General features: G+C 68.1%; 16 protein-coding genes. 6 read left to right on the forward strand and 10 right to left on the reverse strand.

Annotation, left to right across the window (positions count from 1 at the left end; genetic code table 11):
• Window position 1 precedes the first annotated feature (1 nt).
• Complete coding sequence (locus tag SNR22_RS22050) at window positions 2–949, reverse strand: STM4015 family protein (protein WP_320068533.1); 948 nt, start codon at window positions 947–949, stop codon at window positions 2–4.
• Window positions 950–956: 7 nt separating this feature from the next.
• Window positions 957–1,889: an STM4015 family protein gene (locus SNR22_RS22055; protein ID WP_320068534.1), complete on the reverse strand. Its 933-nt coding sequence runs from the start codon at window positions 1,887–1,889 to the stop codon at window positions 957–959.
• A gap of 396 nt (window positions 1,890–2,285) precedes the next feature.
• On the opposite strand from SNR22_RS22055, the gene SNR22_RS22060 reads away from it, so the two are divergent.
• Window positions 2,286–2,804, forward strand: coding sequence for an RICIN domain-containing protein (locus tag SNR22_RS22060; RefSeq protein WP_320068535.1), 519 nt, complete (start codon window positions 2,286–2,288; stop codon window positions 2,802–2,804).
• A 75-nt stretch (window positions 2,805–2,879) separates the two neighbouring features.
• On the opposite strand, the gene SNR22_RS22065 is transcribed toward SNR22_RS22060, so the two are convergent.
• The 3 genes from SNR22_RS22065 to SNR22_RS22075 form a co-directional block, all read right to left on the reverse strand.
• Window positions 2,880–4,232, reverse strand: coding sequence for a hypothetical protein (locus tag SNR22_RS22065; protein WP_320068536.1), 1,353 nt, complete (start codon window positions 4,230–4,232; stop codon window positions 2,880–2,882).
• A 152-nt stretch (window positions 4,233–4,384) separates the two neighbouring features.
• Complete coding sequence (locus SNR22_RS22070) at window positions 4,385–5,020, reverse strand: response regulator transcription factor (RefSeq protein ID WP_320068537.1); 636 nt, start codon at window positions 5,018–5,020, stop codon at window positions 4,385–4,387.
• On the reverse strand, window positions 5,017–6,237 hold the full coding sequence (locus SNR22_RS22075) for a sensor histidine kinase (RefSeq protein ID WP_320068538.1): 1,221 nt from the start codon (window positions 6,235–6,237) through the stop codon (window positions 5,017–5,019). The genes SNR22_RS22070 and SNR22_RS22075 overlap by 4 nt, the downstream gene beginning before the upstream one ends.
• Window positions 6,238–6,407: 170 nt before the next feature.
• Here SNR22_RS22075 and SNR22_RS22080 point away from each other — a divergent pair, with 170 nt between their 5' ends.
• The 3 genes from SNR22_RS22080 (at window position 6,408) to SNR22_RS22090 (ending at window position 9,251) form a co-directional block, all read left to right on the forward strand.
• Window positions 6,408–7,496 carry an ABC transporter permease gene (locus SNR22_RS22080; RefSeq protein WP_320068539.1) on the forward strand — a complete coding sequence of 363 codons (1,089 nt, stop codon included), beginning with the start codon at window positions 6,408–6,410 and terminating at the stop codon, window positions 7,494–7,496.
• The gene (locus tag SNR22_RS22085; protein ID WP_320068540.1) at window positions 7,493–8,173 is read left to right on the forward strand and encodes an ABC transporter ATP-binding protein; all 681 of its coding nucleotides are present in this window, start codon (window positions 7,493–7,495) and stop codon (window positions 8,171–8,173) included. The genes SNR22_RS22080 and SNR22_RS22085 overlap by 4 nt, the downstream gene beginning before the upstream one ends.
• Before the next feature lie 115 nt (window positions 8,174–8,288).
• Window positions 8,289–9,251, forward strand: a complete 963-nt coding sequence (locus SNR22_RS22090) for a hypothetical protein (protein ID WP_320068541.1) — start codon at window positions 8,289–8,291, stop codon at window positions 9,249–9,251.
• A gap of 34 nt (window positions 9,252–9,285) precedes the next feature.
• Here the strand turns inward: SNR22_RS22090 and SNR22_RS22095 are convergent, their stop codons facing one another.
• From SNR22_RS22095 to SNR22_RS22115, 5 genes are all read right to left on the reverse strand, one after another.
• Window positions 9,286–9,930: an RICIN domain-containing protein gene (locus tag SNR22_RS22095; protein ID WP_320068542.1), complete on the reverse strand. Its 645-nt coding sequence runs from the start codon at window positions 9,928–9,930 to the stop codon at window positions 9,286–9,288.
• A gap of 272 nt (window positions 9,931–10,202) precedes the next feature.
• On the reverse strand, window positions 10,203–10,358 hold the full coding sequence (locus SNR22_RS22100) for a hypothetical protein (protein ID WP_413775683.1): 156 nt from the start codon (window positions 10,356–10,358) through the stop codon (window positions 10,203–10,205).
• A gap of 79 nt (window positions 10,359–10,437) precedes the next feature.
• The gene (locus tag SNR22_RS22105) at window positions 10,438–11,397 is read right to left on the reverse strand and encodes a hypothetical protein (protein WP_320068543.1); all 960 of its coding nucleotides are present in this window, start codon (window positions 11,395–11,397) and stop codon (window positions 10,438–10,440) included.
• A gap of 44 nt (window positions 11,398–11,441) precedes the next feature.
• Window positions 11,442–11,867, reverse strand: a complete 426-nt coding sequence (locus SNR22_RS22110; RefSeq protein WP_320068544.1) for a nucleoside deaminase — start codon at window positions 11,865–11,867, stop codon at window positions 11,442–11,444.
• A gap of 232 nt (window positions 11,868–12,099) precedes the next feature.
• On the reverse strand, window positions 12,100–12,444 hold the full coding sequence (locus SNR22_RS22115; RefSeq protein WP_413775684.1) for a transposase family protein: 345 nt from the start codon (window positions 12,442–12,444) through the stop codon (window positions 12,100–12,102).
• Here SNR22_RS22115 and SNR22_RS22120 point away from each other — a divergent pair.
• Window positions 12,400–12,702: a hypothetical protein gene (locus SNR22_RS22120; protein ID WP_320068545.1), complete on the forward strand. Its 303-nt coding sequence runs from the start codon at window positions 12,400–12,402 to the stop codon at window positions 12,700–12,702. The two genes, SNR22_RS22115 and SNR22_RS22120, sit on opposite strands and share 45 nt — an antisense overlap.
• A gap of 68 nt (window positions 12,703–12,770) precedes the next feature.
• A complete protein-coding gene (locus SNR22_RS22125; protein WP_320068546.1) occupies window positions 12,771–14,108 on the forward strand; it encodes a C39 family peptidase in 1,338 nt (445 codons plus the stop codon).
• Window positions 14,109–14,118: the final 10 nt, after the last annotated feature.

Consider the following 14,118-nt stretch of genomic DNA (forward strand, 5'->3'; position numbering starts at 1 on the left):
GTCACTCCGACACCGTCGTGTACCGGTACGTCTCGCCCTCGTACACTTCCTCCTCCTGCGGGTCGGACAGGTCCACCCACACGCCCGGCAGGGCCGCCCTCACCGCCGCGACGGTCGCCTCGGAGGCGTAGTGGTGGCTCAGGTCCAGCTTGGCGAGGTGGGTCAGCGGCTGCCCGCCGGCTAGGGCGAGCGCTCCCCGGTCGCCGAGGGTGCCCAGCGACAGGTCCAGCGCCTCCAGTCGCTTGACCACCGGCGCGGCGGCGAGGGCCTCGGCGATGTCGTCGGCGATCTCGGAGTTGCACAGCCCGAGCCGCCGCAGCGCGGGGAACCGCTCCCCGGCCAGCAGCGGGGCCAGGTCCGCCACGGTGGTCTCGCCGCCGTAGTCGGGGGTGCCGAGCCACAGCTCCAGCTCGTCCAGGGCGGGCAGTTCGGAGTCGAGCACCGCCCGGACGAACTCGGCGGGCAGGCCGCCGCTCTCCACCTCCAGCTGGCGCAGCCGTTCGTGGCGCACCGGGGTGAACCGGAAGTCCTCGCCGCCGCGCACCCGCAGCACCTCCAGGCCGGGGTACGCGGTCAGCAACGGGCTGACGTCGCCCACCCGCATCCAGGAGATCTCGCACTCCTCGCTGCCGATGTCGCCGAGGAACAGCGCCTTGAGGTTGGGTAGACGCGGCGCGGCCTCGCAGAGTTGGGCGATCGGCGCGACGTTGAATGCCGCGTACCCCCAGGAGCCGATCACCAGGGCTTCCACGGACTCGCCGGCCCGGTCGAGGAACCGGTCGAACGCCTCGCGGAACTCGGGGGAGGGCTGGTGTTCGACGCCCCGGTCCCAGTCGGTGACGGCGATCCGCCAGGCGGTGGGCTCGTCGACGGTGGGCAGCGGGCCGTCGGCGGGGACCTCGACGACCGGGTGGCCGGCGAAGAAGTCGGCGTGGGATCCGATGGTCATGATTCGCTCACTCCCCGACCGCGGTGAAGCGGTATTCGCGGCCGTTGTAGACCTCGACCTTCTGCGCCTCCGACAGGTCGACCTGCACACCCGGCAGGGCGGCGACGATCTGCTCACACACGCCCTCGGTGAGGAAGTGGTGGTGCAGGTCGAGGCGGCGCAGGTGGGTCAGCGACTGCCCGGCCAGCAGCGCCGCCGCGCCGGAATCGGTGAGAATTCCCTTGGAGAGGTCCAGCACCTCCAACCGGGGCACCACCGGCGCGGCGGCGACGGCCGCCGCGATGTGGTTGGCGAACTCTGCGTTGCAGACCGCGAGGTGACGCAGCGCCGGCAGCCGGGTGCCGGCCAGCACCCCGGCGAGGTCGTCCACGCCGGTGTCGCCGCCGTAGTCCTGCCGGCCGAGCCACAGCTCGAGGCGCTCCAGCGCGGGCAGGTCGCAGTCGCCCACCGCGCGGACCATTGACCCGGGCAACCCGCCGGTCTGGAAGACCAGCTCCCGCAGCCCGGCGTGCCGCACCGGGTCGAGGCGCAGCTCGTTGGCCCCGCGCACCCGCAGCACCTCCAGCGACGGGTACGCCGCGAGCAGCCCGGTGATGTCGCCGTGCGCGAGCCAGGAGATCTCGCACTGCTCGCTGACCAGGTCGGCGAGGAAGACCGCCCGCAGGGAGGTCCACTTCTCGGCCGCCTCGACCAGCAGGTCGACCGGCAGCGCCCGTTCGTACGCCGAGCCCCACTCGCCGATGACCAGGGCCCGGACCGCGTCGGCGGGCACCTCGTCGCGCAGGGCCGCCACCAGGGCGGCGAACTCCGCCGGGTCGGCCTCGAAGTCCTCCACCTCCAGCCGCCAGGCGACCGCCGACGGGTCGCCGGGCAGGGTCATCCCCGGGGTGAAGGGCAGCACGGGCAGCCCGGTGAACGACGACAGATGGGAGCTGATCACGCCAACCTCCGACTCGACTGGTGCAGCGGCGGCGCGACCGTAGCAGCCTGTACCGACAAGGAGATCGCCGCTGGCGTCGGACCCGGCGACACCTCGGGTTTCGTAGTGGTCCGCCCGTGCTGTCCCGCCTTGCGGAGGCCCTGTTCCGTACCGGGGTAGTCCGTTGCCGGGGCCCCGGGGCAGGTCCGGGCCGCCGCGTCCACCGACTACGCGACCGCCCTTGCCCCAATGCCCGCCAGATGCGACATAAATAGCAGACCATCACATTTCTCTTGCGATGTTAAGGTTGGCGTATATATTTACAACAGTCTTTGTAACGCGTTTTGCGAATGTCGTCGCCCCCTCGGAGAGGACTGCCCGGAAATGATCCGTGGAAAACGCCGTCTCGTCGTAGTCATGTTCGCGGTGCTCCTGCTGTCCGGCGTCGCGCTGACGGCAGCACCCGTCGGCGCGGCCCCGCTTGCCGACCCGGTGGGGAGACCCGTCGCTGCGGCGGCATCCGAAGGGGTGGCGCGGGCAGCCGCGAGTGCCCCCGCGTCCTTCAAGCTCAAGAACCTCGAAACCGGGAAGTGCCTCGAAGTCTGGGCCGGCGTCTGGACCGGCGCGGCGGTCTACGTGACGGATTGCTCAGGCTCACCGAGTCAGAGTTGGTCCCAGAATGGCCTCCAGTTGCAGAACGCGGTGCAGGGAATCTGTCTGGACCTCTACAACTGGAACAACTTCGACGGCGCACCGGTGCTCGTCTGGGAGTGCACCGGGAAACCGAATCAGAACTGGGAGTTCTACGGCAGCCAGATCCGCAGCCTGTTCTCCTACAGGTGCCTGACGGTCTATCCGGCCAATACCGCCACCGGGCCGCTCGTGGTGACCGCGAACTGCACCGGGAAACCGAACCAGAGCTGGGCCGTCGTCTGATCGACGCCACACTGCCCGGCCGGGCCACCGCGCCGGGTGGACGTGGCGGTCTCGCCGGCCCGACGCGCTGTCGCGTCAGGCCGGCGAGGTCACCTGCGGGGACGTCTCGGCCGGGGTCCGCTCCGCCTCGCCGGTCGGGCGGTCCGACTCCGGGTGGGCCCGCACCGTCGGGTACTCGGCGGTCTCGCCGCCCCCGGCCGCCGCGGCCATCACTGCGGCGGCGGCCAGGTTCGCCACCCGCTTCGCCTCCCGCTGCACCCGGGCCCGGACGTCCTTGGCGTGCCGCTCGACCGACTCCGCCGAACGGCGCGCCTCCTCCAGCCGGGTCGTCTCGGCCGCCAACTCCTGCCGGAGCTCGCCCAGGCGCTGCTGCAGCTGGTGGACCTGGTGCTCGGTCGCGGCGCCCTCCTGGCGGATGTGGGTGAGCTGTTGCTGGGCGGTGTCCAACTCGGTATACAGCTGGGTCAGCACCTGTCGCTGGCCGCCGACCTCCTGCTGCACAGCGGTGAGCTGCTCCTGGTGCACGGTTGCCTGCTCGTCGGCGCGCTTGCGCACCTCCGTCGAGTACTGCTGCGCCTCGGCGATCAGGGTCGCGATCTTCTCCTCGGCGGCGGTGAGCTGAGCCGCCACCTCCCGCTCGACCGCAGCCCGGTGCTCGGCCAGCTCCTGCTCGGCCGCCGCCCGCCGTTCGTTGATCTCACGCTCCACGTTGACCCGCCACTGGGTCAGCTCCTGCTGGCTCTGCGCGCGCGCCGCCTGGACCTCCTGCTGGATCTGCGTACGGGCCGCCTTGGTCAACGCCTCGGCTGCGGCCCGAGCCTGCTCGACCTGTTGGGCGGTCAGCTCGTTGATCCGCTTCGCCTCCTGCTGGGCGTGCTCGTGTGCCGCCTCGCCGTCCACCCGTAGCTGCTCCACCAGCTCCTGGATGTCCGCGAGCTGCGCCTCCGACGCCGCGCGCCGCTCCTCGTACGCCTTCTCCTGCTCGCCCCGCCGGGCCGATAGCTGCGCCTCCAGGTCGTGCAGCGCCTGGGCGGCGTGCTCCCGCGACTCCAACAGGATCCGCTCCGCCTCGCCCTGCAACTCCCCGGCCTGCTGCGCGGCGGCCTCGGCGATCAGCCCGGCCTGCTTCTCGGCCAGCGCGAGGATCTGGTCCACCACCGGCCCCAGGTCCCGGAACGACGCCCGGTCGACCTGCGCCGGGCGCTGACGCAGCTCGGACACCTCCGCCTGGAGCTGCTGGAACCGGACGGTGAGGTGGCGCAGCTGGTGCTGGGCCCGGTCCCGCTCTGCCGACAGGGACGCGGCACCGCCCTCGACCTGCTCGACGTACCGGTCGACCTGCCGTTTGTCGTAGCCGCGCAGCGCCTGCTCGAAGCTCGGCCGCCCGCTCGCCTCGTTGCGTACCGCGAACGGTTCCCCGGTGGACATTCCGGCATCCTCCATACGATCGGCGACCTCAGGCCCCACCGACGAGCGCAGCGCGGGGCGTGATGGGGCGCAACGTTACCGCCGTCCCCGCGTCGCGGACACCCCGCCCCGCAGCCTGAGTTCTCCCCGCATTGATGGAGCGGTGGGTCCGGTCAGCGGCGGATGAGGCCGAGGCCGAGGCCGGTGGCGACGGCGGCAGTGCGGGAGTCGACTCCGAGTTTGGTGTAGATGTGCGCCAGGTGGGATTTGACCGTGCCCTCGGTGAGGTGGAGCTGGGTGCCGATGGCCTGGTTGGACAGGCCGTCGGCGACCAGCGCGAGGACTTCGGTCTCGCGCCGCGTCAGGGCGGTGCCGGGCGTGCGCATCCGTTTCATGAGCCGATCGGCGACGGTGGGGGCCAAGGCGGTACGGCCGGCGGCGGCGTTACGCACAGCGGTGGCCAGGTCGTCGGGCGGTGCGTCCTTGAGGAGGTAACCGGTGGCACCGGCCTCGATGGCGGGCAGAGTATCGGCGTCGGTGTCGTACGTGGTGATGATCAGGACACGGGGAGCTCCCGTTCGGGCGGTGATCCTTGCGGTGGCTTCGGCACCGTTCATCCCCTTGCCGAACTGCAGGTCCATCAGGACGACGTCAATGTCGCCCGCTGCGGCGCGAGCGACAGCGTCTTCGGCGGTGGCGGCCTCTGCCACGACGGTGAGGCCGGGTTCGGTTTCCAGTACGGCGCGCAGCCCCGCCCGTACCACAGGGTGGTCGTCGGCCAGTAGCAGTCGGATCGGGGTGCCGGTCACGGATGGGCCTCGGGCTTGTTGTCGGCGGCCGGGGTGAGGGGAAGTTGAGCGGCCAGAGCGGTGCCGTGGCCCATGGTGGATTCGATGATGAGGGTGCCACCGAGGGCGTGCGTGCGGGCGCGCATCGTGGAGAGCCCGAAGCCACCGTTTTCGGGATGGGGGGCGGGGAGCCGGTCGGGGTCGAAACCGGTGCCGTTGTCGACGATGTCCACGGCAACGTGGTCGCCGAGGTAGCTCAAGGTGACTTCAGCGATGGTGGCGTGGGCGTGCCGAACGGTGTTGGACAGGGCGGACTGGGTAATGCGCAGCAGAGCGACCTCGTACGCGGTGGGCAGCGGCTGCGGCTCGCCGGTGAGGTGGAAGCGTGCGGTAAGCCGGTGGCGCGTTGAGGTGGTGGCGCACAGATGTTCCAACGCGCTGGTCAGGGTGCTGCCCACCAGGGCCGGTGGAGCGAGGGCGACGACAAAGCGGCGGGCCTCGGCGAGGTTGTCCACGGCTGCCTGCCGGGCCTGCTCGACGTGGCGTGCGGCGGTCTGAGGGGCGGTGGGCAGGGCACGTTCGGCGGCGCGCAGCAGCAACTGGATGCTGGAGAAGCCCTGGGCGAGGGTGTCGTGGATCTCGCGGGCCAGCCGCTCCCGCTCGGCGAGGACCCCGGCGGTGTGCTGTGCCTGGGCCAGATCCGCGCGGGTGGCGGTGAGTTCCTCGATCAGTTTGCGGCGCTCTTCGCTCTCCCGGTACAGGGCCTGGTACCCCCAGACCACCGCGACAGCCACGGCAGCGCCGAGGGCCGGGCCGATCGCCGTGACGGGACTGAAGGAGCCCCGGTGGACGGCGAAGGCAGTGATTACCGCGAGTGCGGTCACCACGACTGCGGCCAAGCCGGCGCGGCGCGGCAGTAGGTGGAGCTGGAGGAAGTACAGCGGGAAGGCGACCCACACCCCGTCTGCGGAGAGGGCCAGCAGCATCAGCCACACAGCGCCCACGGCTGCCAACCACACGGCTGCGGCCCTGCGGGATCGGCGGACGTGGGGCAGGAGCGGCCCGGCCGCGTATACCAGAGCGCACGCCGTGGCCACCCCGATGATCATTCCGGTGTGCGGCTGGCTGTCGGCCCAGGCACGGCCGGCGGCCAGGACGAGCAACCCGACGATCAGCAGGTGCAGGCACCAAGTCAGGGCACGCGTGGTCGGGGTCAGGGTGGGAGCGGTGGTGTTCACAGTCCTTCCAGCCTAAGGGCTCATCCCGGGACGGAGCCTCCATCGAAAGTTAGAACCAGCGTGCCGCCTTTCGAGCCGTGAAGTGCCGTCCTGCGCCAGATGCACCCGCCAGCGGTGAACGGCGATGGTGGGATGTACCGATTCCGCCATGGAAAGGCCGGGCCAAAGCCGTGTTTGTCGCCATCAGAGACCTAAAGTTCGCCAAGGGGCGATTCGCCCTGATGGGAACCGTCATTGTGCTGATCACGCTGCTGGTCGGCCTGCTGTCTGGACTGACCGCCGGGCTGGGGCAGCAGAACACCTCCGCGATCACCGGACTGCCCGTCGACGAGATCGCCTTCAATGCGCCCAACGGCGAGCAGGACCTGTCGTACTCCAACTCCACCGTCACCCAGACGCAATGGCAGCAGTGGGCCAGGACCGGCGGCGTCACGAGTGCTGAACCGCTGGGCATCACCACCACCAAGGCCAGTGCCGGTGATAGGAGTGCCGGGGTCTCCGCTTTCGGCGTGATGCCCGGCTCTGCGCTGGCCCCCGACAGCGGCAAGATCAATGACAGCTCGGCGGTGCTGTCCACCACGGCCGCTGACGAACTCGGACTCACGTCCGGCGACACCTTTACCCTGGCCGGACAGAAGCTGACTGTCGCCGCCGTCAAGGGCGATGCTTCCTTCAGCCACATCCCGGTGATCTGGACCAGCCTCACCACCTGGCAGCAGGCCGCACCCCCCACCGGCAACAGCAGCGGCCCGACCGCGACCGTGATCGCCCTGAACGTCACCTCCGGCACGGACACTCGCGCGGCGGATGAGGCGGCGGGCACGAGGACGGTCTCCAAGCACGACTCGCTGTCCGCGATCGGCTCCTACACCTCCGAAAACGGCTCTCTACAGCTCATGCGTGGCTTCCTGCTCGTTATCTCCGCCCTGGTCATCGGTGCCTTCTTCACCGTATGGACCATCCAGCGTAGCGGCGACGTAGCCGTCCTCAAGGCGCTCGGCGCCTCCACCGCCAACCTCCTGAAGGACGCCCTCGGCCAATCACTCGTCCTGCTGGTCGGCGGCACCCTCCTCGGCACCGGCATCGCCGCCGCTCTGGGCGCCCTCGTCGCCGGCTCGGCCGTGCCGTTCATCCTCACTCCGGCCACCGTCTTCATCCCCGCCGCCGCGATGATTCTCCTCGGTGCGTTCGGGGCCGCCCTGTCCATCCACCGCATCACCTCCGTGGACCCGCTGACCGCGCTGGGGAGCACCCGATGAGCCTCAACCTCACCGACATCACCCTCACCTACCCCGACGGGGAGACCCGCCTGACCGCTCTTGACCACGTCACCCTGACCGTGCCCAAGGGCGTCCTGAGCGCCGTGGTCGGCCCCTCCGGCTCCGGAAAGTCCAGCCTCCTCGCCGTCGCGGCCACCCTCGTCACTCCCGACGCCGGAACCGTCACCCTCGACGGCATCACCACCACCGGCATGAACCGCAAAGAGTTGACCGACCTGCGCCGCCACAAGATCGGCATCGTCTTCCAGCAGCCCAACCTGCTGCCCTCCCTCACCGCCGCCGAACAACTCCAGGTCATGGCCCAGATCGACGGTCGTAGCCCGGCCAAGGCCCGCGGTCGGGCCATGCAACTGCTCGACGCAGTCGGCCTCGCTGCCCAGGCCGGCCGCCGCCCGCACCAGCTTTCCGGCGGCCAGCGTCAACGGGTCAACATCGCCCGCGCCCTGATGAACGAGCCCAGCATCCTCCTGGTGGACGAACCCACCAGCGCCCTCGACCACGAACGTGGCGCCGCCATCATCGACCTGATCACCCGCCTTACCCACCAGCAAGCCACCGCCACCATCCTGGTCACCCACGACCGCAGCAACCTCACCGCAGTCGACCAGATCACCGAGGTCCACGACGGGCGGCTCACCCTCTCGACACCAACCTGATGGTCTTCTCAGCGGCTGGAGACAAAACTCTTGGCCGGGTGCGGGACGGGGAGCGCGTCCAGCATGTCTGCCAGGGTGCGCTCCCGTTTGGTGTACGGCTCAGTGGGCGGACTTGGTGGACCGGACGAAGTTGGCCCAGGCGGTGGGGGAGAAGGTGCGGGCGGGCCCGGCAGAACTTGCCGCTCCCGCAGTGCGAAACCCGCCCGCCATCGACGTCTGTTGGCACCAGGTACGGGTGGTGCACCTGCCCGCCACCGGAGAGATCGCCGTCTACCGCCCCACGATCAGCGTGATCCCCGGCCCGGGGCCGATGTCGGCGGTCCGCTCCGCGCCGATGCCAGCTGAATTACTGGACTTTCGGCTGCGTAAGACCGACGAAGCTATCGCTGCACACCGAAGACTCGAACGCTTGGCTCGTCGTCGTGTGCAAGCTTATGTGGACCAAGCGCTCGCCGGAGTTAGCAATATGGTTCCGTTGCGATACGTGGTCCGGTATCGCGAAGGCCCCGGAATTGTGGCGGCCGATTTCCATGACTCGGGTGTGCCGCTTGTGCGCGTAAGTGGGTTGCGGACGCGTTCGGTTAGCCTTCAAGGATGCAACTTTCTGGATGAGTCAAAAGTTCGCTCAACCTGGGGAAAATTCCGTCTGCGGATGGGTGATTACTTGTTGAGCGCCAGCGCGTCTACGGGGCAAGTTTCTATCGTTAATAGTGATCACGTGGTCGGCGCGGTGCCATATACGGGAATTATCGTGTTGCGGCCAGCTAGGCGGGGCATTCACATGCCGTACGTCGAAGCGCTGCTGGCATCTAGCGGGTTTGTGCGTCAAATTGACCAACTGAAGGCCGGTATGGGCATGCAGCACTTCGGCCCGACTCACCTTGCTCAGATTAGAGTTCCTTGGTCTGATGCATCGGAGCAAAAGTGTATCGGCGATAACTATGCGATCCTCTTGCAGGAGGCAAGCGAAATTTCCGAGCGTGTCCGCAGGGTGGTCGCTCTCTTGGAGGAAAGGCGGCTGGCTTTGATCGCCTCTGCGGTGAGCGGCCAAATCGACGCGACGACGGTGCGAGAGTAGGAAGTATGAGCTCGGTTCGTCAGGAACAGTCGGCTTACTGCGCAATCCAGACCTCTCCGCTCGCGCTGGTGCTGCAGTTTTCGATGACGACGAGCGAACCCGGTTGCGTATTGTTGTTGATCACACTTAGGCAAAGCTCGCTTTGGGGGTGATACAGTCTATTTTTGCTTATGGGCTCCCATTGCTGATTAGGGTTGCCTTCTGTGCAGGTCCAGGGGTATACGATAGCTCCGGCATGGGTATTGCCCCCGTAGACGTCGAGGCACAAGCCGTTGAGTGTGCTTCTCAGTGTCCCATCGCCAGGCCAGTACCAGTACTGACCCTTGCCCTTGGCCTGGCAGGTCCAGTTGACAATAGGGGAACCCCTGTCTGTCATGTTGTTGTAGATCGAGAGGCACAGACCTGTTGTTCCGTTCTGATATTGTTTATCACCAGCGCCTACCGGTCCGCTTGGTTCGGCCGAGGGGCTGCCTGCCGGTCCGCTTGGTTCGGCCGAGGGGCTGCCGCTCGATTGAACGTCCTGCACCGATCCAACGAGCGGTGGCGCCTGTAGGCCCGAGGTGGCATTCCCTGGCTGCGTCGTGGCTTGGGCGGAAGGCAAGGCCAGTAGGCTCAGTGCGAGGAGGATCGCTGCGGATACCGCGATCAGGACACGACGGTCGAGGCGATGATGACCCATGCTTGTCCGTTCCTAGAGGTGAATTCCTGGCACAAGTATCCGGGCGGCTACGAGGGTTTGCAATAGTCGTTGATCTATATATTAAAGTGATCACTGTGGACAGTCATGGTGTTGATCGCGATGACGCGCCCCGCATCGTCTGGGGCGGACAGCGCCGGAGGTGGGCGGTGGCGGTGGCGGTGCGGCTCGCGACGGGCCAGCTCAGGGGGGGGTAGCGGGTGGCGCAGGATTTCGGTGTGGGCGTCGGCGATGGCGGTGGTCAGGTGCTCAGCTCAGGGGGAAATGGCCGCCTGGTCGGTGACCTGGCGGCGCACGAGACGTAGTCCGCGTATGAAGGAGAGTCGGTCGGGGTGGTAGCCGGCTTCATCGGCGGCGTCGACCAGCAGCGCCCGGATCGCGTAGTGCGCTTGCCGGTCGCTCTTACTCACCCGAATCGCGCCGGCCGGGTTCAGCGCCGCCCATGCGACCGCCGCACCCGCATCGACATCCGCGATCAGGATGGACCGGCTACCAGTCGATGTTCTTCTCCCCCTGGGCTGCCCGGGTCCGAACACCGGTCCAGTCGGTAGCCAGTCGCGTCAGCTCGGTGGCATGGTCAGCCTCGAACGCAGCCAGCTTCGGCTCCAGCAGCGTGAGAGTCAGCTCGTACGCGGGGCGTCGGCAGTCTGCGTCTGCTTGAGCGGCCGTCTGCTCGCCGGCCTTTGCCGTAACGAACTGCGGGCTGGTCGTGGCGACGGCCAGTCGGCCGGAATCGGTGTCGAGGAGCGGGGCGTAGCTGTTGCGGACCACGCCGGCCAATTCCTCTCTGTTCGCCGCCTTGATGCCGCGTTTGGCCATACACGTGGCGTAGCCTGCGGACTGCGCCTTGACCTCCGAGGTGCTCACGACGGATCCGACCAGGGTGTCGAGGTCTACGAACAACGTGGCGGACAGCGCCGGAGTGCCCACGTTCTGGTACTGCTCTGCTGGCGGCTGACACTTGGTGACTTGTGCGCCGTACGCGGCCTTGCCCGCCTTGTTCAAACGGTCGTGGCCGGGGTTGTCGCTGTCGGGTGTCGGCGTTCGGGTCAGGTCGGCGGCGACGTACAGGCCGTTGGCGGTGACGTGGGCGGTGTCCACCGGCACGATCTCGTCATGCATGCTCAGCGGACGCACCGCCGGCCAATGCTCGTACGGGTTGACGAATCGTGGTGGCGTGTAGTCGAATCCCGCGTCGGCCATACAGTCGCGGATGGGCCGCTGATACGCCACGTACGTCAGGAACTGGCCCGCGCGGCGATCGTCGAGGTCACCGTCGATCTGCACGGCGAGCCGGTCGAGGGTCTGCCGTATGCCGTCCAACTGAGGCCCGGCCGTGCCGGCGTCGGTGGTCCTGGCCGCGCACCCGCCCGCCAGTGCGGCCATGGCCGCGAGCAGGCCCACGCCTACCGGGGCCGTCCACGATGGCAGGTCGGCGATACGTCGCATCGCAGTTCTCCTCATGACCACTGACCAGAATGCGGACTATTCTTCTAGTAATAGTTGTCGATTGGCTGGCGAGCCTCATCGAATAGCGCCGGTCCCTCGTACGATACCGGGGGTAGCGGCGGGGTGGCCGGCTTGACCTCCTGGAACTGTTCGCTGGACAGCGCGTACACGACCCGGCCGAGACCGGATTGGTTGATCGCGGTCGCACACATCGGGCAGGGCTGGCAACTGGTGAACATGGTGGTGCCCGCGGCCACGTCGGGGGCGAGTTCCCTGGCGGCCCAGCGGGCGAGCTTCAGTTCCGGGTGGGCGGTGATGTCCGAGTCGGACACCACGGTGTTGTGGTCCTCGATCAGGACGGTGCCGTCCGCACCGGCCAGCAACGAGGCGAACGGTCGTTCGCCGGACGCGCCGGCCTCGCTGGCGAGTTCCACGGCGCGGCGGAGAAACTTCTCGTCGTCGCGGGTCATCGGTCCTCCTGGGATTTGTGGTGCGCGGCCATCGCCGCATCGATGTCGGAGACGGAACATTTGCATCATAAGGTCTGATATATCCGTCGGGTGCACGAGTTGTGTCATCGACACGACGTCTTCCCGTAGCCGGGTTTCCGACCAGTGACCGCCCAGGGCCCCGGCAGGTCCTCAGGTGATGCTGAGTAGGGCGAGGGAGCCATTCTCGGTAACGGCTTGTGATGTTGGATGATCATGTGGCGCGGTTGTGTTCGACGTGTAGGAGGGCGAGTGCGGCGGCGACGATTTTGCCGCTCTGGCGGGGGTCGAGGCTGATGCGGCGTAGTGCTTTGAAGGTCATCTTGAGTAGGGCGTTGGCTTGTTCGGCGCGGGCTCGGGCGTGGGCCTGTAGCCAGTTGAGTTGCTTCTGGGCGTCGGTTATTGCCTGACCACCAGAGACCCACGCCGGGAGTCGTCTCCTGCGGTGCAGGAAGCAAGCAGCTGTATGTGTCACTGGCAGACACGTGAGGCCTCTGTGGAGTTGATCAGTGAGATGACCACTTCCTACAGGGGCTTCACCCTTTCTCTGGCGCAACACGACACCTTCGGCGTGTTACCCACCGCCCCCACCCGCCAGTCCCACACCATCATGCCCGGCTACCGAGAACGGCTCAGTGGTCGGTTGCTGTCGCGGGCGTGGTGTCGGTTGGCGGCGTCGGTGTTGGTGGTGCCGGTCAGGCGTAGTGCGCCGATGGCGGCGTTGCGGGGGGGTGGCCAGACCTGGGGTCGGGTGTCGGTTGTCCTTGATCTTCTTTCCGACCAGATCCTCAAGCCGGCAATAATTTTCCACGCATAGACCTCTGGCGAAACTTCTCTCCAGGCGGGACAGTGGACGGCAACGATGCCTCACCCTGTGGAGCTGCTATGGCCATGACACCGCTGCGCGCCGTCGCCCTCGCGGGTGCCACCGCGCTCGTCCTCCTCGGCACCACCGCCCCCGCCGGGGCCACCGGGTCGGCCACTGGAGCCAGCACGGTCACCCATGACGAGCAGATCACCTGGCAGGGCTGGTCCGGCGCCACCCTGTCAGCCGGTGCCACCGCCGGCACTACCGTCACCGCCGCCGGGCTCACCCTCGGCACCCCGGTCGGCACCACCGTCTACAAGGACCCGCACACCAGCATTAGGCGGACCTGGGCGTACGGCACCTGGACCTCGCCGCTGACCGAGGTCGGCTTCGGCGCCAGCGAGCTGGTCGGCTCCTGGAACGCCGACACCCCGGCCGGCACCTGGCTCCAGGCTGAACTCCAGGGCACCTACACCACCGGCATTCGCACCCCATGGTATGTGCTGGGGCGCTGGGCCTCCGGTGACGCCGACATCAAACGGACCAGCGTCGACAGGCAGGGCGACAGGACGTCCAGCGTCTGGACCGACACCTTCGCCATCGACAACGCGAGCGCCGGGGTCCTGCTGCGGGCGTACCAGCTCCGGCTGACCCTCTACCGCAACCCGACGCAGACCGCTTCCCCGCTGGTCCGCTCGGTCGGCGCGATGACCTCGAACGTGCCGGACCGGTTCACCGTCACCCCCAGCGCCGGCCACATCGCCTGGGGCACCGAGCTGGCGGTCCCGCGCTACTCGCAGAACGTCCACGCCGGCCAGTACACGCAGTACGGCGGCGGTGGTGAGGCCTGGTGCTCGCCGACCTCCACCGAAATGGTGGTCGAGTACTGGGGCCGGAAGCCCTCTGCCGCCGACACGTCCTGGGTGGACCCGAGCTACGCGGACCCGACGGTCGACCACGCCGCCCGGATGACCTACGACTACCAGTACAAGGGCACCGGCAACTGGCCGTTCAACACCGCGTACGCGGCCACCTTTCCCGGGCTGGAGGCGAAGGTGACCCGGCTGCACTCACTCGACGAGATCGAGCACTTCATCGCCGCCGGCATCCCTGTGGTGACCGCTCAGTCCTTCCTCGCCAGCGAGCTGACCGGGGCGGGCTACGGCACCGCCGGGCACCTGATGGTGGTGGTCGGCTTCACCGCCACCGGTGACGTGATCGCCAACGACCCAGCCTCGCCCAGCAACGGCGCGGTGCGGCACGTCTACCCCCGGACGCAGTTCGAACAAATCTGGCTGCGGACCAAGCGGCCCACGGCCAGCGGCGGCACGGCCAGCGGCGCCGGCGGCATCGTCTACCTCATCAAGCCGACCGGGGTGGCCTGGCCGCAGGTGGCGGACTCCACCAACTGGTAGCGACGGTCGG

The sequence above is a fragment of the Micromonospora sp. RTGN7 genome (assembly GCF_033804645.1).
GTDB lineage: Bacteria > Actinomycetota > Actinomycetes > Mycobacteriales > Micromonosporaceae > Micromonospora.

What these genes read in the sequence shown, in the direction of transcription:
- SNR22_RS22050 (WP_320068533.1), bottom strand. Translation starts at nt 949, where the DNA reads ATGACCATCGGATCCCACGCCGACTTCTTCGCCGGCCACCCGGTCGTC.
- SNR22_RS22110 (WP_320068544.1), bottom strand. Translation starts at nt 11,867, where the DNA reads ATGACCCGCGACGACGAGAAGTTTCTCCGCCGCGCCGTGGAACTCGCC.
- SNR22_RS22095 (WP_320068542.1), bottom strand. Translation starts at nt 9,930, where the DNA reads ATGGGTCATCATCGCCTCGACCGTCGTGTCCTGATCGCGGTATCCGCA.
- SNR22_RS22060 (WP_320068535.1), top strand. Translation starts at nt 2,286, where the DNA reads ATGTTCGCGGTGCTCCTGCTGTCCGGCGTCGCGCTGACGGCAGCACCC.
- SNR22_RS22065 (WP_320068536.1), bottom strand. Translation starts at nt 4,232, where the DNA reads ATGTCCACCGGGGAACCGTTCGCGGTACGCAACGAGGCGAGCGGGCGG.
- SNR22_RS22120 (WP_320068545.1), top strand. Translation starts at nt 12,400, where the DNA reads ATGACCACTTCCTACAGGGGCTTCACCCTTTCTCTGGCGCAACACGAC.
- SNR22_RS22085 (WP_320068540.1), top strand. Translation starts at nt 7,493, where the DNA reads ATGAGCCTCAACCTCACCGACATCACCCTCACCTACCCCGACGGGGAG.
- SNR22_RS22125 (WP_320068546.1), top strand. Translation starts at nt 12,771, where the DNA reads ATGGCCATGACACCGCTGCGCGCCGTCGCCCTCGCGGGTGCCACCGCG.
- SNR22_RS22105 (WP_320068543.1), bottom strand. Translation starts at nt 11,397, where the DNA reads ATGCGACGTATCGCCGACCTGCCATCGTGGACGGCCCCGGTAGGCGTG.